Origin of the sequence: Nocardia sp. CA-151230 (assembly GCF_050942175.1) — a bacterium.
In the GTDB taxonomy this organism is placed as follows: Bacteria; Actinomycetota; Actinomycetes; order Mycobacteriales; family Mycobacteriaceae; genus Nocardia.
This window is the reverse complement of sequence record NZ_CP192061.1, coordinates 6,729,808-6,753,218: the sequence shown is the minus strand read 5'-3', so window position 1 is coordinate 6,753,218 and position 23,411 is coordinate 6,729,808. Positions and strand designations below refer to the sequence as shown.

Annotated in this window: 22 protein-coding genes and 2 pseudogenes; 14 read left to right on the top strand and 10 right to left on the bottom strand. The window is 63.9% G+C overall.

Annotated features, from left to right (window positions below):
- Positions 1 to 46: 46 nt before the first annotated feature.
- The 4 genes and pseudogenes from ACQP1O_RS31895 to ACQP1O_RS31880 all read right to left on the bottom strand — a co-directional run bounded on the left by ACQP1O_RS31895 (position 47) and on the right by ACQP1O_RS31880 (position 5,923).
- Positions 47 to 2,320, bottom strand: coding sequence for a 2OG-Fe(II) oxygenase (locus ACQP1O_RS31895; protein ID WP_433562091.1), 2,274 nt, complete (start codon positions 2,318 to 2,320; stop codon positions 47 to 49).
- A 23-nt stretch (positions 2,321 to 2,343) separates the two neighbouring features.
- Positions 2,344 to 3,678 carry a plasmid pRiA4b ORF-3 family protein gene (locus tag ACQP1O_RS31890; protein WP_433562090.1) on the bottom strand — a complete coding sequence of 445 codons (1,335 nt, stop codon included), beginning with the start codon at positions 3,676 to 3,678 and terminating at the stop codon, positions 2,344 to 2,346.
- A gap of 477 nt (positions 3,679 to 4,155) precedes the next feature.
- Positions 4,156 to 4,913 (bottom strand): annotated as a pseudogene (locus tag ACQP1O_RS31885) (transposase); the annotation flags it as partial.
- A 647-nt stretch (positions 4,914 to 5,560) separates the two neighbouring features.
- Positions 5,561 to 5,923 carry a hypothetical protein gene (locus ACQP1O_RS31880; protein WP_433562089.1) on the bottom strand — a complete coding sequence of 121 codons (363 nt, stop codon included), beginning with the start codon at positions 5,921 to 5,923 and terminating at the stop codon, positions 5,561 to 5,563.
- On the opposite strand from ACQP1O_RS31880, the gene ACQP1O_RS31875 reads away from it, so the two are divergent.
- The 3 genes from ACQP1O_RS31875 (at position 5,922) to ACQP1O_RS31865 (ending at position 7,802) form a co-directional block, all read left to right on the top strand.
- Positions 5,922 to 6,773, top strand: coding sequence for a hypothetical protein (locus ACQP1O_RS31875; RefSeq protein WP_433562088.1), 852 nt, complete (start codon positions 5,922 to 5,924; stop codon positions 6,771 to 6,773). The genes ACQP1O_RS31880 and ACQP1O_RS31875 overlap by 2 nt on opposite strands.
- Positions 6,774 to 6,795: 22 nt before the next feature.
- A complete protein-coding gene (locus tag ACQP1O_RS31870) occupies positions 6,796 to 7,404 on the top strand; it encodes a hypothetical protein (protein ID WP_433562087.1) in 609 nt (202 codons plus the stop codon).
- A gap of 92 nt (positions 7,405 to 7,496) precedes the next feature.
- Complete coding sequence (locus tag ACQP1O_RS31865) at positions 7,497 to 7,802, top strand: hypothetical protein (protein ID WP_433562086.1); 306 nt, start codon at positions 7,497 to 7,499, stop codon at positions 7,800 to 7,802.
- Between the two features lies 1 nt (position 7,803).
- On the opposite strand, the gene ACQP1O_RS31860 is transcribed toward ACQP1O_RS31865, so the two are convergent.
- The 3 genes from ACQP1O_RS31860 to ACQP1O_RS31850 form a co-directional block, all read right to left on the bottom strand.
- Positions 7,804 to 9,222, bottom strand: coding sequence for a DUF3375 domain-containing protein (locus tag ACQP1O_RS31860; RefSeq protein ID WP_433562085.1), 1,419 nt, complete (start codon positions 9,220 to 9,222; stop codon positions 7,804 to 7,806).
- 456 nt (positions 9,223 to 9,678) lie between these two features.
- Positions 9,679 to 10,005 (bottom strand): hypothetical protein, encoded by a 327-nt coding sequence (locus tag ACQP1O_RS31855; RefSeq protein ID WP_433562084.1) that lies wholly within the window; start codon positions 10,003 to 10,005, stop codon positions 9,679 to 9,681.
- Positions 10,002 to 10,289 (bottom strand): hypothetical protein, encoded by a 288-nt coding sequence (locus ACQP1O_RS31850; protein ID WP_433562083.1) that lies wholly within the window; start codon positions 10,287 to 10,289, stop codon positions 10,002 to 10,004. The genes ACQP1O_RS31855 and ACQP1O_RS31850 overlap by 4 nt, the downstream gene beginning before the upstream one ends.
- Before the next feature lie 516 nt (positions 10,290 to 10,805).
- Here ACQP1O_RS31850 and ACQP1O_RS31845 point away from each other — a divergent pair.
- Genes ACQP1O_RS31845 through ACQP1O_RS31835 form a run of 3 tightly spaced genes read left to right on the top strand, consistent with a single transcriptional unit; the run spans position 10,806 to position 13,335 of the window.
- A complete protein-coding gene (locus ACQP1O_RS31845) occupies positions 10,806 to 12,431 on the top strand; it encodes a hypothetical protein (protein ID WP_433562082.1) in 1,626 nt (541 codons plus the stop codon).
- Complete coding sequence (locus ACQP1O_RS31840; protein ID WP_433562081.1) at positions 12,424 to 12,897, top strand: hypothetical protein; 474 nt, start codon at positions 12,424 to 12,426, stop codon at positions 12,895 to 12,897. Before ACQP1O_RS31845 ends, ACQP1O_RS31840 begins: the two co-directional genes overlap by 8 nt.
- Positions 12,898 to 12,945: 48 nt before the next feature.
- Positions 12,946 to 13,335: a hypothetical protein gene (locus tag ACQP1O_RS31835; RefSeq protein ID WP_433562080.1), complete on the top strand. Its 390-nt coding sequence runs from the start codon at positions 12,946 to 12,948 to the stop codon at positions 13,333 to 13,335.
- 94 nt (positions 13,336 to 13,429) lie between these two features.
- On the opposite strand, the gene ACQP1O_RS31830 is transcribed toward ACQP1O_RS31835, so the two are convergent.
- Positions 13,430 to 13,726 carry a hypothetical protein gene (locus ACQP1O_RS31830; RefSeq protein WP_433562079.1) on the bottom strand — a complete coding sequence of 99 codons (297 nt, stop codon included), beginning with the start codon at positions 13,724 to 13,726 and terminating at the stop codon, positions 13,430 to 13,432.
- Between the two features lie 903 nt (positions 13,727 to 14,629).
- Between ACQP1O_RS31830 and ACQP1O_RS31825 the strand changes: the two genes are divergently transcribed.
- Both ACQP1O_RS31825 and ACQP1O_RS31820 read left to right on the top strand, forming a co-directional pair.
- Positions 14,630 to 15,529 (top strand): helix-turn-helix domain-containing protein, encoded by a 900-nt coding sequence (locus ACQP1O_RS31825; RefSeq protein ID WP_433562078.1) that lies wholly within the window; start codon positions 14,630 to 14,632, stop codon positions 15,527 to 15,529.
- Positions 15,526 to 15,732, top strand: coding sequence for a DUF397 domain-containing protein (locus tag ACQP1O_RS31820; RefSeq protein WP_433562077.1), 207 nt, complete (start codon positions 15,526 to 15,528; stop codon positions 15,730 to 15,732). The genes ACQP1O_RS31825 and ACQP1O_RS31820 overlap by 4 nt, the downstream gene beginning before the upstream one ends.
- A gap of 83 nt (positions 15,733 to 15,815) precedes the next feature.
- Here ACQP1O_RS31820 and ACQP1O_RS31815 read toward each other — a convergent pair whose 3' ends face one another.
- Positions 15,816 to 16,112 carry a hypothetical protein gene (locus tag ACQP1O_RS31815; protein ID WP_433562076.1) on the bottom strand — a complete coding sequence of 99 codons (297 nt, stop codon included), beginning with the start codon at positions 16,110 to 16,112 and terminating at the stop codon, positions 15,816 to 15,818.
- Positions 16,113 to 16,303: 191 nt separating this feature from the next.
- On the opposite strand from ACQP1O_RS31815, the gene ACQP1O_RS31810 reads away from it, so the two are divergent.
- Complete coding sequence (locus ACQP1O_RS31810) at positions 16,304 to 17,971, top strand: DUF262 domain-containing protein (protein WP_433562075.1); 1,668 nt, start codon at positions 16,304 to 16,306, stop codon at positions 17,969 to 17,971.
- Positions 17,972 to 18,152: 181 nt separating this feature from the next.
- On the opposite strand, the pseudogene ACQP1O_RS31805 reads toward ACQP1O_RS31810, so the two are convergent.
- Positions 18,153 to 18,332: pseudogene (locus ACQP1O_RS31805) on the bottom strand (IS1380 family transposase); the annotation flags it as partial.
- A 163-nt stretch (positions 18,333 to 18,495) separates the two neighbouring features.
- On the opposite strand from ACQP1O_RS31805, the gene ACQP1O_RS31800 reads away from it, so the two are divergent.
- The 5 genes from ACQP1O_RS31800 (at position 18,496) to ACQP1O_RS31780 (ending at position 23,388) form a co-directional block, all read left to right on the top strand.
- Entirely contained in the window at positions 18,496 to 19,488 is a 993-nt protein-coding gene (locus ACQP1O_RS31800) for an alpha/beta hydrolase family esterase (RefSeq protein WP_433562074.1), read from the top strand.
- Between the two features lie 145 nt (positions 19,489 to 19,633).
- Positions 19,634 to 20,257 (top strand): antibiotic biosynthesis monooxygenase family protein, encoded by a 624-nt coding sequence (locus tag ACQP1O_RS31795; RefSeq protein ID WP_433567863.1) that lies wholly within the window; start codon positions 19,634 to 19,636, stop codon positions 20,255 to 20,257.
- Between the two features lie 347 nt (positions 20,258 to 20,604).
- Positions 20,605 to 21,288 carry a hypothetical protein gene (locus ACQP1O_RS31790; RefSeq protein ID WP_433562073.1) on the top strand — a complete coding sequence of 228 codons (684 nt, stop codon included), beginning with the start codon at positions 20,605 to 20,607 and terminating at the stop codon, positions 21,286 to 21,288.
- Positions 21,289 to 21,290: 2 nt separating this feature from the next.
- Positions 21,291 to 22,319, top strand: a complete 1,029-nt coding sequence (locus tag ACQP1O_RS31785; RefSeq protein ID WP_433562072.1) for an exonuclease domain-containing protein — start codon at positions 21,291 to 21,293, stop codon at positions 22,317 to 22,319.
- 52 nt (positions 22,320 to 22,371) lie between these two features.
- Positions 22,372 to 23,388: an alpha/beta hydrolase gene (locus ACQP1O_RS31780; protein ID WP_433562071.1), complete on the top strand. Its 1,017-nt coding sequence runs from the start codon at positions 22,372 to 22,374 to the stop codon at positions 23,386 to 23,388.
- Positions 23,389 to 23,411 lie beyond the last annotated feature (23 nt).

Below are 23,411 nucleotides of genomic sequence, written 5' to 3'. Positions count from 1 at the left end.
GGTTCGAGAATGTCTGTACCACACCGGTTTTCAGGGCTTCGGATGTTCATTGCAGCCAGGCGAGGTCCGCCTCGTCGCGTTGGCGGGATTGCTTCTCGGCCTCGAAGAGCGCCTCGGTTTTGGTGAGTAGGAGAGTGAACGGCCTTCCGGTGCGGACGGTGCGGTGAGTGACCGGAAGCTCTTGGGTGTCGATCCGGCTGTGGATGTGGCGGCGGCTGTCCTTTTTCAGCGGCCAGGCGAGCTCGCGCTCAGCGGGATCGGTGAGGAAGGCCGACAGCGTCGCGCACAGGTCGCAGCATCGGAGAGGGCGTGTGGGGATCGACCAGTTGTCGTGGGCGCGCGGCGGCAACGCGACTCGGGTGGAGAGTCGATCGGCGCAGTGCTGCCCGAGCTGGTCCAGCGCCGCCGGGAGCGGCATATCGCCCGATGTCCGGCGGAGGATCTGAACTGCGCAGCCGAGCAGCTTGTCATCGGCGCGAAGCGCCGAAACGACGGCGTGACGCGGATCGTCGGCCGCGACGATCTCGGTGGCCGCGAGGAACGCCGCCACCGGGTCGACCAGTGCGGCCTGTCGCGACTCGCGGGCGCTGGGTCGGGGATCGTGGAGAGTATGGGTGATTTCGGTGGCGTACCAAGCTCCGACCCGACTCAAGATACGGTCTGCGAGCCGCATGCCGTCGGAGTCATCCGCCGTCCGCAAGCCCTCACTCAGCGCAACGAGCGCATCGACAGTCCAGCGAAGGCGGCGCTCATCGCCCCGATAGTCGTAGCGGGACTTCGGCATACACCAGATATCGAGCAGGCGATCGGCCCATTCGTCGCCGTAGTGCGTGGTGAGCGTGACGAGATCAGGTGCGTGCATGGCGGTCAACGACTCGAGATGTAGGGGCCGCAGCAGCCTTGCCGCCGAGTCCGCGTCGTCGAGACCGGTCGCCACTCGCACTGCGGTCACCACGAGCCCCGGCGTCTGGGTGTCGCCGCCAACGGTGGTGTCCCAGAACGGCTCCAGTGTTCGCGCCGAGCTGCGGGCGCCTGCGAGGTCGTGGTCGGCGATCTGTTCCGTGAGTCTCGCCAGTGCCCATTGCGCGGAGGCTTCGGCGTGTACCGTGAAGGCGCGCGATCGGGGCCAGACGACGATGGCGGCACGCCGGTACCAGCGGTCCATCGTATTGCCGTAATTGCCCATGTAGCCTTCGTATTCCGACTCATACGGCTCGAGCTGCGCGTTGGGCGTCGTCGCACACACTTCGTCGTCATCGACTGCGGCGACCAGCGGGGCGGCCGGATTGCCGGATACATCGATGGCCGATTCGAGAGTGATCACCGATTCGATCAGTTCGCCTGCTTGCGGGGACCGCGTGTCGGCGTGGTGATAGCCCCAGCTGTCCCACTGGTCGTCAACGCAATCCCAGGTCTCTCGGATGTCTGCCAGCGCCAACGCTGTGTCGCAGTTCGAGCGATCAGCCGCTGCTCGCAGCATCGTGGCCCGTGCCGCATCGGTGCCCTTGAGCCTGGACCAATCGAGCCCGCGGGCCGTGTATTGGTGATCCAGCAGATACACCAACCGGTTCGGTCGCCGACCGGCCCTGCGAACCCAGCGCGCGGTGCTCGGCATCTGGAAGTGTTCGCGCAGTCGTTCGGTCATCTCGGAATCGGCCGCGATCGCAGGCCGCGGCGAAACGGGGTGCCCACCAGCGACCAGCAGGTTGTAGGTCAGTACGATCCGGTGCCCGGAACGGATCGGCCGAACCTCGTGCACGCAATCGGCATAGAACGCGACGAAGGTCAATCTGTCTTTCGCCCAGCGGTGTTCCACTTGTTCGGAGCCGTGTTCGACGGCCAGCGAACCGCCGGTGAATGTGCTGGGCAGGGTGACCACCAGCGAAGCGATCATCGTGTCGGACTTCTCTGAGTCCTGGTGGGGTCGGAAGAACTGGCCCGGCGTGTACACCAGCATGGAATGCAGTTCGGCGGTCAGCCGAACTCCCTCTGGCAGACCGAGGTCGGTGGCGACCTGGGTGAGAATGGGGCGTAGGGTCCGATTCCAGCGGCGTTTGTCGATCTTCACCCGGCTGCGGGGAATCTCCCATGTATCACGGACCGCCGGGTCGAGCAAAGTCTGTTCCCGCAACCCGTAGCGTGCGGGCCGGGTAACCCGCAGCAGTTCGCGCGCCTGCTCGGCGGATATCGGCATCCGCAGTTGTCCGACATCTTTGACGTCGATCTGCAAATCGTCTGCCGACGTGGTGTGCCTGGTGGAGAACGACCCGGCGCCGCGGATCTCCGCCAGTGCCTCGGCGATCCGCGCACGCGGCGGCATTCGGAGGCGAGATTCTTTCGGTGTCAACGTGCTTCCGCCTCGGCATACGTACGGAGTCCGTCGTTCACGGCGTCCTGGTCGAACGGCACGGGGTCCTCCGGGCAATCGGGACTGTAGTCCTCGAGTGGGTGGTCGCCGCGGGCGCCCACGCACACGGGATGAGCGATCTCGGCGGAATCGATGCTCTCGAGCGTGATTTCGTGGCGGTGACAGTCGCCGAGATCATAGGTGTAGGTGATCGTCGCCTTGGGCGCGGGCAGCGCGCGGTTCACCCGATAGGCGTATTCGTCGCCGCCGTCCAGATCGAAGTACGGGTCGGCGTACTGTCGACCGGCGACGTCGAAGACATGCAGATGATCGCCGCTCCAGTCGAACAGCACCTGGATCACATCGTGCAGGTCGCCGAGGGACATGTTCGCGGGAACCTGCACCCGACGCCAAACACGCCCGGACAGAGCGATTTTCAACTGGTAGGTCGGAATCGCAGGCCAGTCGGTGCCGATGGCCGCCAACAGTCGATCGCCCTCGGGATGGCCACACTCGCGCGCCGCCGCGACGATATCGTCCTCGCCCGTGGCAAGCAGCGTATACCTGGCGTCGACCGCGCCGTATCGATCGAGGTCGGCCAGTGCGGTGTCGACGGCGACCCAGTGCCGGATCCGATCGGCGAGGGCGGGGGATCCTTCGGCCAGCGCGAATCGTGCGTGCGGGCCGAGCATCCGGTATTCACGCACCTCGTTCCACAGCATCGGCGCACCATAGGCGGATACGATCTCCAGAGCATCGATTCGGCCCGCAGGTGACGCGGTTTCGGCAGCTTCCAGCAGTTCCCGCAGCGGCCCGGCATGCGGATACCCCCGCATCGCCAGCCATCGGTGTGCGTACTTCCAGGATTGTTCCTCGGGAAGCCCGGCCAGGACGGCCAGCAGATCGGCCGCGGGCAGATCGGCGTTCATCGGCGGCGGGACTCGCCTGCCGAGCTCGTCGCGCGCGTACTCGGCCAGTGGTGTCACCGACAGCCGATCGTCGAGCGCGCCGAATTCGCACAGGATCTCGACCACCGTGTTCACGGGATGCCGCTGCGAGGGTTCCAGTCCATAGGAGCGATAGTCCCAGTCGCCGCGCGAGCGCATCGCGTCGCCGACGAGATCGGGCAGCTCCTCGATCGAGTCGTCGTGTGCGGCCACCGTAGCCAGCGTCACCTGGCAGACGATACGGGCGTCGGCCCCACATGGATCGTTGACCTGTTCGCGCACAACATCTTCCAACGCGGCCAGCCATTCGCGCGGACCCGGTTCGGGTGCCGGATCGACACGGACCGCCCGCGTCCCGGAGCAGGTGATCATCCCCGCCGCCATGGCGACGAGCCACCGGCGATGGACCGGCGGAACATCGCTGGCCCGGCGGACTTTTGCAGGACACCGCAGCCGGAGGCTTCCCGCCAACTCCGGTACGAATGCGGGCTTCAGCGCGCCGCCGGGTGTAGTCGGGCGACCGGCCCCCACCCAATCGGCGACGGCCACCGCGTCCGTGAAAACCGCTGAACTACGCATCAAGGACGAGGGGTCCGCATTCACCCGACGATGGTAAAGCCTCGGTGTGGACCGGCGCGGCGGAGCCCGGCCGTCGTCATGATGGTCTGATCTCGCCGGTTTCTATGCCGGCTCAGGTCACGGTGCGGGCGTACTCGCTTATCCTCGATCCACTGACTCGGGTTTCGGGTTGGTCAGCGCGCCGGAGGCGCGCTGACCAGTGTGTTTGGGGTGTGGGGTAGCCGCTGGTCTACCCAGCTTTTCCACTTCGATGTCGGGTCGGGCCGTTGCGGGCGGGGGTGGTCAGAGGATGACGAGTTGTGGTGGGGTGTAGCCGATGGTGTTGTGCCACAACGTGAGCCATGCGTCGGTCCAGGGCCAGTGGCTGGGCAGGTGCAGGATGGGGCGGCGTTGCGGTCGGGCCAGTCGGGCGGGGATGTTGACGATCTTGCGGCGCAGGGTGGCCGCGCGAGCGCGGCCGTGGTTTCCGCCGCGAGGATGCCGGTGGCGCGCAGCAGGTTGTGGGCGATCGCCGCGCAGAGCACCCAGGCGGAATTCGCACCGAATTTCCCGGACGGGATGTGGGCCAGGGGTCCGTCGATCAAGTCGGCGAACACGGTCTCGATGACAGCGTGTTTGCGGTGGGTGATATCAGCGCCTGCGGTGGACTCGTCGGAGTTGGTGAAAAACGGGTGATACCGCCAGACCGGGAACAACGCATCCGGAAAGCGAGCATCTTTCACACGCCGCACGATCAGCCGGGCCGTGACCCTGTCTGTGGTGGAAGCGAAAGCAGTGTAAGCGATTTCGGCGACCTCGGCGTCGGAGATCCAGTCCCCGGTGTCGGGATCACGGACCGCGCCGGGATATTTCACCGGAGTCCAGGCGTCGGGGGCGATCGCGTCGATCGCGCGCCCGACGGCAGCGTTTCTGGTCATCACCACCGAGAACTGCGCGCTGGCGCGCAGCGCGGCCCGCACCACTTTCCGGTTGCCGAAGGCCGAATCGCCGCGCACCAGGATCTTCCCGGTGGCCCCGAGGGCGCGGGCGGTGTTGATCGCTCGGGTGCCGAGATGACCGCCGGCCCTCTGGAGAAGCCCCTCCGAACCGAGGAAGGCGGACCGGGCGGTCGACCCATTTCCGAGGTAACGCAAGCCTGGGGCGGGCAATGGCAGGCCGGTACCAGAGCCGAGATCGAGGCGGCCTTCAGCGAGCCCGGATCTCGCGGTGCCGTCTTCATCAGCTGGAACGCCGGTGGCGGTCACGTCTTCACCGTCGAAAATGTCGGCGGTACAGTCCGATTCCTCGACAGCCAGCCCAGACCGCCCGTGCTCGATGCGGCCGGCTACTTCGACCACGGCGGAAATACGCAGTACATCAGGCTCGACGACAAACCCACTCCACCGTTCGCCGCGGTCGAAAAGTTCGTCGAACAAGCGCCGCACGTGCCCGGGGAAACCGCTCCCCACCAGACGCATCCGGAGCCGACGTCCGAAAATCCATCCGCGCCAGCACATCCGGGTCCGACGGCATCCTGGACTCCAACCCCAACCACGCCTCCCCGCACCCCGCGGAGCTCCCTGAGAACAACCATGCGCCCTCTCACCCCGGCGAGGAACAGCCCGCCCCCGCACACAAAACCGAGCATCCGCCCAATCCCGATCGTCCAGACTCCCTGACCCCATACCTGAAGGACCGCTTCGAGGACCTACGCGCCCTCTCCAAAGAAATCGTGCTGGCCGACAGCGATCCGGCTCGCCAACATGAGCTTCCCGCTTACCGTGCCGAATTTGCCGACCGATTCGACAAGCTCGGCCTGTCGGACGCAGATAGGGCCTCCACGCCGTGGAGACTGCTCGACGAGCACCAACCTCAACTCGCCAAGTACCTGGGCGACAACGAAAAGTACTTCCTCCCCGACCGTCCCGCGCCTGCCGGGTCGGGGCCGCAACAGCGCTCCCCGGACACCGAAGCCGAGCTCATCGCGGGCGGCGCTTCTGAACGCGATCCGCTGGAAGCTGGCGTCGATCGAAACGATGATCTGGGCAACCCACGCGATGACCAGGAGCATGGTGACGGAGTTCGTCCAAATGGCAGTGGGTTGGAATCCGACGGCTCAACAGCTGCTCGCGACAGCTCCGCACCGGCTCCCGCTGCAGAGCCCTACGCGTCCAGACACGCTATCGGCCGATCTCGACGCTTGGGAGCGCCCGCACGGCGATCCGCAGCCGCTCGAACGGGGTGGAGAGTTGGAGCAGCAGGTCAGGGATGCATTGAAGGGCACACAAGTCAAGCCTGGGGATGTAGGTAGCATCCTGGACAACTTGGCCAACCACCCGGCTGGCCAGGAGATCGCGGAGGCCATCGCCTCCGGTCGGTTCAAGGATGTCCCCAACTTTTCGATGGTGGTATCGGCCACGGCGCGACCCGACATGATTCCGGGCTCATTGGAACAGATACGTCTTGCCGGTCGGCTGCTGGACAGCGGGTTTACCGACATTCACTTCAAGGTGAAGCAAGATGGCCACGAGATCAGGCCGGGCATCTTCACTGGCAAGGAAACCGACCTGGACGTCATGGCCAGGGACCATGCGGGCGACGTCCACGGCTGGCAGTTCAAGGATGTCGCGTCGACCAACCCGAAGAATGTGGTCGGCAAGGTTTTCAAGGAAATGCTGCAGTTGGCCGACTCCCATGCGGACGTTCAGACCTTTGTCCTCGATACGGTGGTCTCGACCGCAGACCTTGCGCCGCACCTGGACCGACTCGAGAGGAACTACGTGAAGAACCGTACCCAGGTTGTCATCCGCACACCGGACGGGATCATATTCGTACCCTCGGGAGGCAATTCATGCCGAAGGGGGCACTGTGATCGCGAGTACACCTGTCGCCCGCTGGACCTGGGGGCGGGACCACAGTGAAACCGATACCATCAAACTGTGTTTGGGTGATCAGTTGCTCGCGTACACCGCACTGGCTGCTCACCGTCTCGCACTTGGCGAGCCCGCCGTTCATGTGGAGATCGCAGAGGCTGGACATCCGAGGAACTTGCTCTTCGATGGCTGGCTGCCACTAGACTTTGAGAACTCTCCCGCGGAGACGGCAGCATCAAGGCTATCCTACGAAATTCGTATGCGTCGTAGTCCGGGCGAAATCGGTTCGGTCCATGCAACCGTCGACTGTGTAGGCGAAGTCTCCGGGGACGGGGGAGAAATACTCCAACAAGAGTCGTTCCGGCTGGGAACCAGCGCGTATGAGGATTACGTCACTACCTATCTGGTGACGTTCTCTGACGCCTGGATGGCTTATGATTTGAGGGGATGCCCGCAGCCACACGCACATGCTGCAAATCAACCGCGTCTAGCTGCTGTGCTTCGGGACCTGTCGGAGTTACTGGATTCAGAAACCGATCCTGAAGACCCAACCTACTTCGGCACACCGACGGAGTCGGGGATCGATAACTTCTTCGAGCCGGACGGCAGTCCCTCCGATGTTTGGTCCCGGTTTGAGGAGAACTATTCACCATTTAGATCGTGGGACCAGAACAAGTGATAATTCGCCGTTGGTACTACAGCCTCGCTGTGGTATTGAGGGAGAGACTGGCGTCGACAACTACTTCGGTTTGATGACTGAGATAGGAAATTATGACCACAACATACGAGCAGGCATTCGAGACCATTATCGGCCATTTTAGGCCGAAGTGGGTTCATGGAACCTTCTATGTCGACGATAAAGAAATCGTCGAGACCGACGAGGTATACGTGTTCAAGGTGGGCGCACGCGAGTGGCTGGTGGACGGCGATTTATCGTTCGCCATCGCGGGTGGTATCCCCGTGGTCTACAAGGAGTCGGGTCAGCTGGGCTCCCTGCCTTCGGTAGCGGTCGCCACCGACCCCAGTGTTCGGATGCGCCCCAATCCGAGTCCGGTTTTCGCGGCAGACTCTGTATGACTCAAGGCCGCGTAGCTTCAGCCTGAATCCACGGATGCTCTTTTCGTGCTGCTCGGCGCGCCGTAGGCGTGCTGACCAGCGGGTTTAGGATGCAAGGTAGCCGCCGACGGTGTGCTGATCCAGGCGCAGGCCCGGGCCCTCGAGTTCCCGCCAGGACCGCGCCCACCAGCGCGGCCTTGTCCGCGACCCGGTAGAGCGGCCGTTCCATCGGCAGGCCCGGATCGGCGGCGGTGGCGTCGAGTTCGACGCTGACCCGCGGTTCACGAATCTGCCTGACGCGCAGCGCATTCGACTCGATATTGCGCAGAATGTCCATGACCCGACGGTTTTCCAGCCACACCTGATCGTCGAGGAAGCGGCGCAGCTGTTCCGACAGCAGCCGGACGGTGGCCTGGGTGCGGCCGCCGGCGTCGAGCCAATCGTGATGGATGCGCCGCATCCGCGGATCCGGTTCGCCGATGGCCGCCAGCTCCTGCACCTTGGCCAGCAGTTCGGTGAACTCCAACTGCTTCTGATACGAGAGCCGGAAGTCGTAGAACGCTTGAAAAATGCGGCCCTGATCGGATTCGGCGATGGCGTCGCGCGTGCCGAGCATATCGTCGAGCAGCCCGGCCTTGGACCCGTCCCAGGTGGCGATCCGCTCCCGCAATTCCCGGTCGAGTACCCGGAAATTCGCCTCCACCTCACGGAAATCCGCGAGCAGCTCCCGCGCCGTGGTGGTGAACTGCTGATACCGGTCGCGCAACGCCACCTGGTCGAGCGGCGAGAACCGCCCCGCGGCAACGCTTTCGATCTCCGCGTCGATCTCCTCGCGGCGGCGCCGCAACTCCGCCAGCCGCACCTCCGGATCGGTCTCGGCCCCGAAAGCCATCTGCCGCAACAACTCGAACACTGTGTTCAGCCGCGACTCGGTCCCGACGAACGACCGCTCGGCCAGCCCCTTCACCCATGCCAGCGCCTTCTCCACCGCGGGCGTGGCATCGAAATGCGCCTCATCCGCACCCGGCGGATAGAACTTGCGTAACCACCCCGCCTCCGGCGCGGCCCAATCGTTCAGATACGCCGCCACGGTCTTGGGAAACGTGCCAGCCCCCAGACGCTCGTTCAACGCATACAACACATCGTCGAGTCGATCCGCCAACTCCGCCGACGCCATCGACCGCGCATTTTCCTCGACGAACACCGCGCCCAGGAATGACAAGACCAGCGGCGCGTTGTCGGCCCGCAGCAACCGCCAGGCTGGATGCTGTTTGCGCAGCGAACTGCATGATGGGGCTTTCGACGGGGGACTGACGTGAAGCATGGTAGGCGTCGGCTCCGACAGGAGTCGGCGCGTGATTGCCGCAACCCGAGTTTGCCGGGGCCCAGGCGAGGGCAACGTCAGCGGGCCGGCACGGGTGGGATGCCGTCCCGGCCGCACTCCAAGTCGGCTGGATGGGTGTTCAGGCCGATCCGTGGCCGTTCAGTGTGGGCATGACCGAACGGCAGCTCGATCCGATCAAGGTGGAGGGATTCAGCTCGATCCGATCGTCGACGATTCGGCTGGGTCGGTTCAATGTGCTGGTCGGCGGCCAATGGCGCCGGCAGGAGCAACCCGGTGCACGGTTTCGAGAGGTTCGAGCGAATCGTCGACAGTGAACTCGGACTCTTCGTGGGCCTGAACGGCGGGGCGTCGGCACTAGTGCGTCGGCTGCGGTACACCGATGGAATCCGGCTCGAGGTGCGCTCTGATCCCAACCGCTATGTCGCAGAGCTGATTCCACCGGGCAATGACGAGCTGACCTTCGGGCAGGAGACCGTGTCGAGCTCGAGCTGCTGGGCTGATTCCTATCGAGCCAGGTGCGGGCAAGTTCGAGGCGTGCGTCCTCCCTCGTCGTCAGGCGGTTTCGCGCAGGCTGGACAAGACCCGGATCGCATCAGCGAGTCGGACCATGCGCTCGGGCTGCTCGGCTGCCAGACCCATTTCGATGTACTGGCGGATCAGCATGCTCGCGGTGATGCAGTGTTCGGCGGCGGTCTCCCGGATGCGGTCCCGCAGTTCGGCGGGAATCTTCAGGGAGGTGGTGACCATGCCGGTTTCGATCTCGTCGGCGGTCGGGGGCAGCGGCGGCGCGGCGGCGGTGTCGTCGAAGGTCAGGTTGCCGAGGAACGCGGTGGCCTCCTCGGGTGTGCGCGGGTAGCCCTGGTCTGTCGGGTCGCTCATTGGTTGGCCTCCCATGCGTTGTACTCGGTGAGCTGGTGTTCTCCCATCGGCACGGCCATCAGGATTTCCCAGCACGTGGAGGGCGAGGGTAGTTGCCGGAGCATGACGACCAGTCCACGGCCATCGTCGCTGCGACCCCACACGGTCAGCACTGGTAGACCTTGGTCGGTCCGGGCTGGCCGTGGCCACCGGCGTGCCGAGTACAGGACTTCCATCACCTCCCAGGTCTTGACCTGGAACCGCTGGAGGAACTGCTTGGCAGTCGGCGACCACTCGTACTCCACGACACGACCATAATACCTCCGTATTACCTGGCGGGCAGTTTTGCTGCCGAACAGTTGCCCTGGTATCGCTTTCGCTCCACGCCGATCAGGGTTGCGTCCACCGAAACATGTTCGTACCCTGCGGCTTTGGCGGCCTGCCGGGCATTCGGCAGCGAGGGTTGGTGCGGGCAAAGGTGTCGATTCGGTGGCCGTCCGACAGTGCGGGATGTGATGCTCGAGCTGGCTGAACGTCAGATTCTAAGACTGGACATGCGCCTGGTACGAGGTCGATCGGATCCACCAGTCTTCGTTGGACAGGCCGGGATCTGAGGTCATGGTAGCTCGGCACGACCGCAGGTCAGGGTTCGTCGTTGCTGAGTTCGACGAGTTCGATGGGCCAGGGCAGAACCTGTTCGATGGGCTCCCAGCGTTTGCGGTCGTGGGTGATGATCTCCCAGTCGAAATGCCGGGCGACGGCGATGGTTTGCGCGGCCGGGAATCGAGTTCGATAGCCATCTGCCGAACGGCGAGGGGGTCGTGTATCGGCCCGACCGAACCTCCATCGGCGATGACATGCGCACCCACCAAGTGCGCCACAATGTCCGCAACGAGGGCGAACACGACGTCATCGTGCACGGCAGCCCGGACGGTGCACCGATACCGGGCCTCGGCGACGAGGTACACCCCGAACAGATCGTTCAGGCCATCCTCGGCAACCCGCACTACGTCCCCGGAACGCCGGTCAGGCTGTTGGCGTGCTTCAGTGGCAACGAGTTCGGCTGGGCGCAATACATTGCCGACCGGCTGGGAGTTCCCGTCCGAGCACCCTCCGATGCCGTCGGTACTCCACGCATCCCGAACTCGACCGCCGTCATCCGAGGCGACGGCGAATGGGTCTCGTTCACCCCGCACACGCCTGTCGGAAAGGCCGGCCCGCTGTACGAACCGGGCCAGGTTCTTGAGCAGGGGGCTGAAAGGCCGGAAAATCGCAGGTCGGCGTACGACAATCCGCCGGGCTGGGATTTCATGGGTGAAGACCCGAATCACCCCACGGGTGGCGATCCAACAGCTGCGGACGTCGACCGGTATCTCAACCGCGACGGTGTCCAACACGCCATCGACACGGCGAACGAAGCAAGCCGGGACAATCCCAACAATCTGCTCAAGATCGATGGAGTGCCGACACCCCTGGGCGACGCGATCTCGACACTCATGGGCCGGAATCCGGAGTTCGTGCGGACGTTGGAGTCGACGCCCTACCTCGAGTCGGCACTCCTGCAACGTCCTCGGGCATTGCTGAGCGTGCTCCAGCATCCGGATGCGATGCGTATCGCCACGGAAACCGTGAACGACATTCGCGACCACGGAGCAGAAGCTATCATCTCCGAACACCACAGCGCGCCCGCATCCGCGCCGTTCCAGATCTCCGAGAGTCAACAGCATCTGGTCGCTGAAATTCAACAGCAGATAACCGATCTCAAAATATCCACGAACCAACCGGGCTATAACGAGCCGACACCACCACGCGTAGGCGCACCCGATTCGACACGGTACGAATACCCGGCAACCCTGGACGAATACCGAAACAACTTCCTCAAAGGAATGTACGACGATTGGACCTCGAATCAGAACGATTTGAATACTCTCGCCGAGCGCGTGGCTAACGAGTCCGGCGGTGAAGTACATTCCCGACCTGGACCCAAGGATGAAGTCAGGGTCGCAGAGAAGATCAACGGAAAATATGGCGGAAACCCATCCAGGCTCACCGACCTGGTGGGTGTCTATATCCGCTATGATTCGATATCTGACCTCTATCGAGGCCTGGAGACCTTGCAGACCCAACTCGACGCCGAGGGTTCGACTGCTCGCATTGTCGAACTCAAAGACCGGTTCGCGATACCCCAGGGAAGCGGCTACGGAGACGTGCAGATGTTGGTGCAGTTGCCGAGCGGCCATATCGCGGAGTTCCGTATGCACCTCCGGGCCATGGACGAGGTCGCGGAATACGAACACGCCTTGTACGAGACACGCAGAATCTTTCGGCCGCTCGCAGAGGAACAAGGCCGACCGCTTACACTCGAAGAACGCGCGTTGCAGGTCGAATTGGAGCACCGTGCCCGCCAACTGTACGCCGAGGCTCTTCGGAGGGGACTGAATGAATAGCGAAACGACCGAGTATTGGGAATACATGCAGCGGCCGTATCGACTGGAAAAATCGGACCAACCCGGCGCAGTCAGTGGGCGAGTCGGCTTTTTCATCGACCGCCGCACAGGAGAGTACATCGAGGACAACACCCCCATCGATAACATCCTCTGGCCCGATCCCACCACGGACGGCTTCTGGCGCGAGCACGACTCGTTCCAGCGCGACAGAAACTGGTACGTCGACGCTGTCGAGCACGAACGCATGCAATACCTGCGCGGCGAAGGAACCATCTTCGCCCTGTACGAAGTGATAGAAGCGACCCGCGATCAAGCGCGGGGACGCGGAAGAATGACGCCCGAAGAACGCGCCCTTGTTCACTCTTTGACCAACAAGACATTCGATATGTGGGAGGAAGAAATAGCCCGCCGGGCCACAGGGGAACCTCCCGCGTTTTCGGTCACTTCCATCGTCGACCACCCCTGAGCTCTGCGCAAAGAACTGCCACATCCAGCGACAACCCGAGGATTCCCTATGGCAAGGCTGAAACCGGTCGGACTATATCAAGAAATGTATAAAGTCGGCCGTCATGATGAACTTCCATCTTTGTTCGACGCATCAACCGACCGCGTCATCGGTGACCGCGCACGGGTACTGGAATACATGTGTGCCGCGCCAGGAGTGCTCGATGTCCTCGATGTGCTGACGGACATGATCAATAACACCGACAAGATACAGAGCGCGTCCTCCCTCATCTCTGACGGCGAGTGGATTTGGCGCGTCGACTCGATCCATTACCTCAGTCGATACGATCTCGACATACCGGACGAATTTCTGCAGCACGTCCGCGCGCGGAACTATGAGCCGCCGAACGCGATGGACTTCACGCCAGAATTCGAATCCGAGATGCTCAAATACTTCTGACGAGAACTGACCAAGCAATTCCGGCAAGGCATAATCGGAGTGATAGCCACATCGATGATGGCCACCACCAAACCGTTGACCTGCGGCCTTCTCGTTACCCGACAGCTGTCTTCGCCCCGCCGCCGTGCTGGGTGACCCGAGGGCGGAGGCGCACCTTCACGGCCTTTCTGGTGAACTCCTGGTTGGTGGCTTTGCTGGCCCATACCCATGCCTCGCCTTGCGTGAGGTTCGACATCTTCGTCGATGAAAGGTCGGCGAGGGCCGCGTTGGCCTTCTGGATGTGTTTCAGCCAGGTCGGCGACGTGAACTTGTGCAGGAAGATGTGGTCGGACAGCTCGATCAGCGATATCGGTACGGACGGCGGATCTTGGCTTGCCACAAGCACACTCATGCCTTTGTGCCGACGATTTGTAGCTAACAAACCAACCGACCGGAACTTATGGCTCGCTGAGTCCCACAGTGAGTCCGAGGACTTTGATCTTCTGCGAAGCATGAGTCGTGTCGTCGAGGAAGAAGTACCCGGTCGAGTTGCGTCAGCGGGCCGTTCGGATGTTCGCCGAGATCTGTGATCGGCACGAGGCGGTCATGGGCAATGTCTACCAAGTCGTGGTCGCGCCAGCGTGCAGGCGATCGTTAGACGAACCGCTTGCCCTTTGTCATCAATGTGGATCGGCCGCGAGCGCTGATTCGCCAGCGGCCGCGCGGGCGGCTGGGGATGATCAGGCCGCGGGATTCGAGGTGGGCGAGGGCGTTTCGGGTTCGCCAGCTGGTTGGGGTTGATGACCGTTGGATCTGGGCTGCGGTCAGTGTGTTGTCAGGGTGGAGGACCGCCAGGACGGCCACCTCGGCGGGGGTCATTGTTCGATCACCTTCGACTTTCGAGATCGGTGTCTTCCGGCGGGGTGGCCAGTTCGATTGGGGACGTCGAGATGCCCTCCTCCGATGAGTGGAAGTCGAAGGGAGTTGCGGCTTTCGGCGCGGTTGTCCGAATAGAAGCCCCAGCAGGACCAGAGGATGACGGCGGTGCAGAGGGCGGTGATCGACAGGAGCGCCCATGCGTCCCAGGGCATTACGACCTCCTTGGCTCGTGTCGAGCAGTGGTAGTTGGTGTCGCCTGATGTCGGCTCAGTAGAGGGCCTGAGCGCTCAGATGCGGGGTGGAATTGGACGAGCCAAAGGAATCCATCCGTTTGCCCTGTGCGGGTTCCATGCGACGGGGACAATGGGATCCGCAGTTCGTCAAGCAGTCACCCACGATGAGGCGTGCGCGCCATCCAAATTCGGGAGTAGCGCTGATGAGCAAGAACCCGACGACGATTCCTCGACGGCAGCTGGGGCGGCAACTCCGGGAGTTGCGGCAGGGGGTTGGGCTGTCACTCGCCGATGCGGCCAGGCTGATCGAGCGGGGAGCTGGGACGCTACAACGATTGGAGAAGGGGGAGAACCCGCGGATCCGGCAGTTGGATATCGAGGCGCTGTGCAAGCTCTACGGTGTTTCGGATGAGCACACGCAGCAGATGAAGGACCTAGCGTTGCAGGCAGATCGGCGAACACGGCCGGCAGATGACTCCTATTGGTGGACGAGGTACGAAGATCTGATCCCGGCCGACTTCGAGACCTACATGTCGCTGGAGTCGGCGGCTGAACGGATCACGATGTATCAGCCCGACACGGTGCCGGGCATCGTTCAGATCGCCGACTACGCACGGGCTCTCGACAGGGTGTTCTTCAGTTCGGACACGGTCATGGAACTCGAACAGCGGGTGCAGGTTCGGATGCAGCGGCAGGCGGCGATCACCCGTCGGTTGTCTCCGGTCGAGGTCGACCTTCTGCTCGACGAGGCTGTGCTGAGGCGGGTGGCGGGTTCACGCCGAGTCATGGCGGCACAGCTCCGTCGCTTGGCTGACGCGTCGGCGAACGTGAGAGTTCGTGTGGTCCCGTTCAGAGTCGGGTTCCCCATGGGTGGCCACGTCGGACCCTTTGTGATGCTGGAATTTCCGGACGACCCCAGTACCGGTGAGCCTGTTGAGCCCACCACGATCTACGCCGAGTCGTATGGGACTCGGCTGTACTTCGACAGCGACACCGACGTCTCCCGCTGCCGGGATGCCTACGTGAAGATCGGCCGCGTAGCGTTGAGCGAAGCGGATAGCAAGCACCTGTTGAGGTCGGTTGCGAAGGAGTACGAAGCGTGAATGATCTGTCCGACGCGCGTTGGTTCAAGAGCAGTAAGAGCCAGGGCGGGGAAGCTTGCGTGGAAGCCGCTCACCTACATTCCGGCCGGGTGGCCGTACGCGACTCAAAGCTGGGGGAGTCCAGCCCGGTCTTGGTTTTCGACGGCCATGCGTGGGATCGCTTTGCTGGCGCAGTGAAGGCTGGGAACTTCGACCGACCTTAGGTGCTGGCCAGCAGCGCCGAATCAACGAAGGCCGGTTCGAAGCGGCGATCCTGCCCCCAAACCTCGTGAGCCAAGCGGAGTTTCTAGACCAAGTTCGTGACCACGGCACCTGCTTGATCAGAGGATCGGTTGCCGTCTGCCAGCACCTTGGCGTATCGGACCGAGTCGACAATGACCGACTTGATCCGTTCGTGATTCAGGCACGGCCGAAGGTCGGCTTCGCAACTGCCGACAGATGATTCCGGCCCGGCGGCCTCCCACAGCCGTAGGAAGGCCGTGTGCTCGTCCGGCGGGTACCCCATCTTGTGCAGGTGTGGCCACGTGGATACCGCCTCGCCGATGCACAAAACCAGATTCCCGAGGTCGACGATCCAGCCCATCACCGTAGAGATTTGCTGGCGTGGCCATGCTCAGCGCGTCCTAGCGTTGGTGAAATCGACCGATACAGTGACCGATTCAGCGGGAAGACGCTCGAGCTGGTGTTTTCCGGTCAGCGGTAGTCGGAAGCGTCCGCACGCGCGGCCGCCTCGGTACGGTGTTCGGCGGACTACTCGAACTATAAGGAAGCTTGGTGTTCTCTCCCGATCCGCTGGTTGTCGTGATACCGCGCGAGGATATCGAAAGCGGGGACCTGGGGCCCGCCCTCGAGGTGCTCAACTCGTGCGTCGTGTCGCCGGAGCGTGCCCGAACCTGCATGGGCGCGGTCGAGTTGGTCATCGAAGGCTACGAGCACATCCCGACCGAACTGTTCGAGATGGAACCGGTTCGCCAGTTCGTGCGACAGCTCGACGGTGAGTTTCCCTACTGGTTGTATTTCCTCGGTCTGGGTGGCCCCTCACTACGGCTGATCTTCGGCTGCTTCTTTCCGCCGTTCCTCGACGACGTCGAGCGGCACCAGCAATTCGCGCACCGTCTCGGGGCGGTGATGGAGAACCGGTGGCTGCCGGCGATGAGCGACGTCGCCGCATTCGCCGTGCTCGGTGCGGCCGAACTGGACGCCCGCACCGCCGCTGTCTTCGACCACTACTTCCGTTCCAGCGCACCGGCAATCGCGACATCACCGGCCGACACCACTGTGACCTTGCGTGATCAGCCCGCAGCCGTGGTGGAGGAAGTCTTCTACGGTGAGCTGACCGGTGTCGAGATCGAGCGGAACGATGACCCGTTCGAGAGCCGTCCGGCGGCGCCGTGGGATCCCGAGCAGATCCGGATATCCACGCGCACGTTCTCCCTGCGCAATGTCCTCGACATGATCGATGACAGCGATCTCGAATTGGCTCCCGATTTTCAACGCAACCGAGTGTGGAAGGGCCGCCAGAAGTCTCGGCTCATCGAGAGCCTGCTGCTGCAGATTCCCCTGCCCGCCTTCTATTTCGCCGAGGACCGCGGAGGGATGTTCCGCGTGGTGGACGGCTTGCAACGGCTGTCCACCGTGCACGAGTTCGTGAAGGGCGGTTTCGCTCTCGACGAGCTCGAATACTTGGAGGGCGAGCGCGAGAAGACCTTCGCGGAACTGGATCCGCCCCTGCGCCGGCGCCTTCACAACGCCCAGATCGTGGTGCACGTGATCGAGCCGTCAACGCCCAACCGCGTCAAGTACGACATCTTCAAACGCATCAACACCGGTGGAGAGCCGTTGAATGCCATGGAGATCCGGCATTGCATGAGCAGCGCGCGCAGCCGGAACCTGCTCAAGCGGTGTGCCTCCGCCGAGGTCTTCCACGCGGCGACCGGCGGCGTGCTACGCAATCACGTCCGAATGAACGACCGCGAGGCCGTCCTGCGTTTCCTCGCCTTCTACACCCTTCCGGATCTGCAGGAGTACGACTCCTACGGGTCATTGGAGAACCTGCTCGACGCCACCACCGAACTCATCGACGACGTCGGCCAGATCTCCGACGCACACCTCGAATCCTGGTTCGCCGCTTTCGAACGCGGCATGATCAATGCGCGAATCATCTTCGGCGACTATTCCTTCCGGCGCTGGCCGGCCGGCAACGATCGGCGTTCCCCGATCAACCGGGCGCTGCTGGAAAGCTGGGGCGTCGTCCTGGCCGGCTACCACCCCGAACAGCTCGAGCGCGCTCGGCCCCGAATCGTCGCGGAGGCTCGCGCGGCCATGGCGAAGAACAACGAATACATCGCCGCGATCAGCGCCTCCACCGCCGACCCCAAACGCGTGCGGGTCCGCTTCGAGGTCCCGCGCCGGATCATCGAGGACGCGGTCGCTCTGTCGTAGGCGCGATGCTCGTTCACGGCCGTCGGCCACGGCTCTGCTGCTCGAGCTGATGCTGGATCTTGACCAAGGTAGGCAGTGGAACTTCCGTGCGGTAGTGCACCCCTTCTTCTCGAAAGCTCTCCCGCGGAACCGCTCAGCGATGCTGCCCATGGCGGTCTGATCCAGTGACGAATCAGCGATTCGTGGCCATTGCAAGGGCCCGAGGCGAAAGCCCTTTGCGCAAGACCTGTTTGCCCGCAAGCTTGGTGAACCCGTTGGACGCGCCCTTCTCGGCATACCCGTACACCGGCCGCAACAACGAGTCGATATCGACGAACCCGCGCACACCGGCACCCGGCATCAGACCGACCGGCGACACGAGATTCTGATCATCGAGCACCGCTGACTTCGCGGTGAACATATGCGAAACTTGCCCCCGCAGTGCCCTTCTGGAACTGCCCCGGATCACTACCTGGACACAGCGATCATCCCAGCTCGAGGGGGAACCCTCAGAGCATGGTGCTCATCGTCGGCCACTACGACATGTGATCGGCGGGGATGTTCGCGCCCGTACCCACGTTTTCGTCATCATCACCACCCGCGCGATTGCCTATTGGGTCAATGCTGGGCGGCCAGCCCTGACGAGGAGGAGTTCGGCGATGAGTTTCCTGCGCGTCGGCAGTATTTTGGGCACTTTCTTGACAGCCGTTGTGGTGAGTGTTGCCGTCCTCGTGTCGACCGGGCCGATCGCTGGGGTGGCTTCGGCGGCGGGCTGCACGCTCACGCCGACCGGCGGCACTGTCACACGAATGATCGGCACTCGCAGTTACACGCTCAACGTGCCGCAGGGATTGACGGGGTCGGCGGTTGGGTTGCTGATCAGTCTGCACGGCGCCGGCGACACCTCGGCGGGCATCGAGCGCGAAACCGGATGGAGTTCCTACGCAGCGGCCCACGATTTCATCGTCGCCTACCCGCAAGGCACGGAGTTCGATAAAACCTGGCACTTCGAGCAGGGGTCTGTCGACGTCACCTTCCTGAAACAGGTCGTCACCGACATCGAATCGACCTGGTGTGTCGACACCCACCGCGTCTACGCCGACGGCTGGTCCGATGGGGCGATCATGTCTCAGCGGATGGCCTGCGACGCCGCGGACCTGTTCGCCGCCGTCACCTCGTGGGAGGGCACCGACCCGACGGACCCCAACCCCCTCGAACCCAGTGCCGTCGGCACCCCGTGCACACCGAGCCGCCCTATTGCGGTCGGAATCTTCCAAGGGGCGTTCGACCCCATCTCCAGCCTCGGGGTCGGCCTCGCAAACGTCCGTGAATGGATCCGCCGTGACCGCTGCCCAGCGACAGCGGACCCGACCTCCGACCGCTACGGCACCCATACGAACTATCAGCCCTGCGCGGCCGGAACGAACGTGGCGTGGCGGGTCGAATACAACACGACACACCAGTGGCCGACCGGCGCCATCGGCCAGGATCTACGCGATCAACTCTGGAACTTCCTCGACTCCCGGACCCTCCCATGACCACGTCGACTGCACTCGTACCGCCCTTGCGGGTGATTCGGCGGTCACTTCCGGCGCGCTATTGCCGTGGTGATCGGGAGGGGGCACTGTGAGAGACACCGGTGGCGCCACCGGGCGCTGCCTCTGTGCAGAAAGGAGGTGGATCGTGTTCGCACGGTCTACCACGCTTCAGGCGCAACTTTCCGCTCTCGAATCCGGGATCGCACATGTGCGGGACGAGGTTATGCCGGGGCTGGACGGCTTTCCCGGCTGTATCGGGCTTTCGTTGCTCGTCGATCGGCGCACCGGCCGGTGCATCGTGACGACCTCGTGGGAATCCGAGGAAGCGATGAGGGCGAGCGACGAGCAGGCGATCCCGATTCGCAATCGCACGGCAGAGAAATTCGGTGGCAGTCCGGTGGTCGAGGAATGGGAGATCGTGGCCATGCATCGCGCGCATCAGACGCCGCAAGGCGCGTGTGCGCGCGTCACCTGGGTGAAGACCGATCCCAGCAGGATCGATAGCGCCATCGACGTCTACCGGGAACATACTTTGCCCGGTATGGAGCAGCAGCTCGATGGATTCTGCAGTGCGAGTCTGATGGTGAACAGGTCGTCGGGTCGTGCCGTCTCGTCCAGCGTCTACGACAGTGCCGAGGCGATGGAACGCAACCGGATCGCGTCGGCCGCGTTGCGCGTGGACGCCGCGCGGCAGGCGCGGGTCGAGGCCGTCGACGTCCGCGAATTCGAGTTGGTCTTGGCGCATTTGCGCGTCCCCGAGCTGGTCTGACCTCGAGCGGGGATCGGCGAAACGGCAGGTCGAAACCGGAAGTTCGACGTGTCGGGTCCGTCCCCGAGTAGGTGGTCACCGCAGCACGGCCGCAGCGCGCGGCCGTGCTCGGTCGGTCGGCGGCGAGTCGGACATGGACCGTTCGGGCGATCGTGGGGTCGAGGTCTTCGCAAGCTGATTCACCGTGGGAAGTAGGGGGGTGGGCGCGCGGGTGGGTTGTGTGGGGTGGAACACTGGTCAGTCGGAACTGTTTGGCTGCGTTGATGATTCGCGTAGGGTTCGCGAAAGTTTGTCGGGGGGATGCTCTAACGTAACGCGGTATCTGTCCGTCACGACCGTGGAGCGTTATGGCTGCCTCGTTCGACCTTCATACCCTTGCGGTGCTCGGTGCGGCTGGGGAGCGGCTGGTCATCTGGCATGTGAATGTGGGTGCGGCGCTGGGGGAGTCGCGGCTATCGGGCGCTTGGGTGCTGGATCGATCGCGCAAGGCGGAGATCGAGAGCCTCACGGTCGGATACCCGATCGTTGCAGTCGGCAATGACGCCTCTGCTGCCGAAGCCCTCGGCAACGACGTCCAGGCGGCCGCTGCGGTGGGTATTCGCGCTCAGCAGGCTGAGGCGGTGGGCGACGGTGACCAGCTGGCGGACGTGGTGGGCGTTGGGGCCGCTGCGGCGGTCGCGGACGGTCGGATTGTCGGGGCTGCCGAGGCTGTCGATGTCGATGCGACTGTCGAAACCGTCCGTGCCGCAATCGAATCGGCCGACGAGCGGTTCGTTGAGCATCAAGACGCGAGCGGTGGGAAGCTCACCAGGCCGCAGTGGCCGGTGATCGTGGCGCCGGATGAGGTTTCGCTGCCGCAGTTTCAGGTGGATGTGGCCGATGATCACGTTCGGCCGGTGCTCACGCTGGCGCGGGGGCTCGCGGATCTGGCGGATGCGTGGGCGGCGTTCGAGTCGCTACGGCTTGCCCGGCCCTTTCTGGAGGACCTCGGCGGCGCGGTCGCACGGCCGTTGCCGCTCGCGGTGCGGTGAGTATGGCGGGACTGTCGTTCGCCGCCATCGATGTCGAGACCGCTAATTCCGCGCGGGGCAGTATCTGCGCCGTCGGCGTCACCGTGGTGCGGGACGGGCGGCGCGGGGAGACCGCGTCGTGGCTGTGCCGTCCACCTGCGGGGCTGGACTTCTTCAACTGGCACAACATTCGCGTGCACGGGATCTCGGCGGCCATGGTCGCCGACAAGCCGGAGTTCGCGCAGCGCTGGCCGGAGGTGGAGAGCCTGGTCGGCGAGCTGCCCGTCATCGCCCACAATGTCGGATTCGACAGCAGCGCGATACGGGAAGCCTGCGGCCACAGCGGAATTCGGATACCCTCCTGGTCCTACAGCTGCAGCCTCGCCCTGGCCCGCCGCCACCTGAGCCTCGACAGCTACCGGCTGCCCCACGTCGCGTCCTCTCTGGGCATCGACTTCACCAACCACCACGACGCGGCCGCGGATGCCGCCGCAGCAGCCGACATCGTGATTGCCCTGGCCGCCCGGGCCGGAGTCGATTCGCTGTCGGCGCTCGAGCGCATGGTGGTCGACCGGCCCCTGCGGACCGATCGGACATCGCGAAAGTCTGCGGCTAACACGCTGATACCCGCCGTGCTGACTGTCGCCGAACGCCCTCCGCGCCGATCCTGGTTCGGCCGTGAGGAATTGGTGCTGCCAGCGGTCACCGGCTCTGATCCATCCCACCCGCTGTATGGCGAAATCGTCGTCTTCACAGGTGATCTCGTCGCCATGACTCGCCAGGCAGCGTGGGACGCCATCGCGGCATGTGGTGCGACTCCCGCTCGGAACGTCACTCGGCGTACGACCCGGCTGGTCATCGGGGGCGGCTTTCGTGGTGTCGACCCCGACGCGTTCACCACGACGAAGGCGCGCCGGGTTGCCGAGTTGCGGACGCGGGGCAGCGGATCGAGGTCATGGACGAGGCCGCGTTCGTGGCCTGTGTGGGTGCCGGGACCGGGTTGTCCGGAGGCCGGGGCGGGGTGTGAGAAGTGCGTTGTTGCATGGTTTTGACGGGCTCGGTAAAGAGGGTGAGGGGAATCGGTCGAATGAGTCAGAGGCGGAAATGACGAGTGCAGGTGGCCGGCGTCGGTGGGTGGCTGCGGGAATCGCCCTGGTGGCGGCGGGCTTCGCTGTGAGGCCGGGGCCCGCGTCCGCTGCGGAACCGCTGAATTCTGGCGCGGCATTCTCGGCCGACGGCTCGCATATCGACCATGTGGTGCAGCGGGACGATCGCAAATCCACCGTATTCGTGTACTCGGCCGCGATGAACCGTGTCATCGAACTCTCGGTCATTCGCGCCGCCGACAATTCCGCGCCACGTCCGACGTTGTATCTGCTCAATGGCGCGGAGGATGGCATCGATGGGAACGGCAACGAGGTCTCCTGGGAAACCCGCACCGATGTCGTCGATTTCCTGGCCGACCAGAACGTCAATGTGGTGAATGTCCTCGATGGCCGCTACACCTATTACACCGACTGGCAGTCCGACGACCCGATGCTCGGCCGCAACAAGTGGACCATCTTCCTCACCCAGGAACTCCCGCCCGTCATGGACTCGGCCCTCGGTGCTTCCGGCCGCAATGCCCTTGCGGGAGTATCGATGTCGGCGACCTCCGCCCTCGCCCTCGCCGAATCCGCCCCTGGTCTCTACCAGAGCGTCGGCTCCTTCAGCGGCTGCGCCCAGACCGGCAGCGACCCCGGCCGCCGCTACCTGCAGGCCACCGTTCTCTCCGGCGGCGGCAACCCTTGGAACATCTGGGGTGTCGACGGCTCCCCGGCCTGGATCGTGAATGACCCGTCCACCCCCGCCAACCTCGAAAAACTCCGTGGCACCGACCTCTTTTTGGCCGCCGGAACCGGTGCGAACCCGGCCGCGGCGGGCGGAGGCCAAGTCGGCGCGTCCAGCACGGCACTGGAATCCACCGTCGAAACCTGCACCCGCGCGCTGCAATCCAGCATCGAAGACCTGAACATTCCGGCGACGTTCGACTATCTCCCCGGCGGCGGCCACAACTGGCCCTCGTGGCAGGTCGACTTTCACAATGCCTGGCCCGGAATCGCTCGCAGCCTCGGCCTGTGAATCGAGGCACCACGCCGGACGGC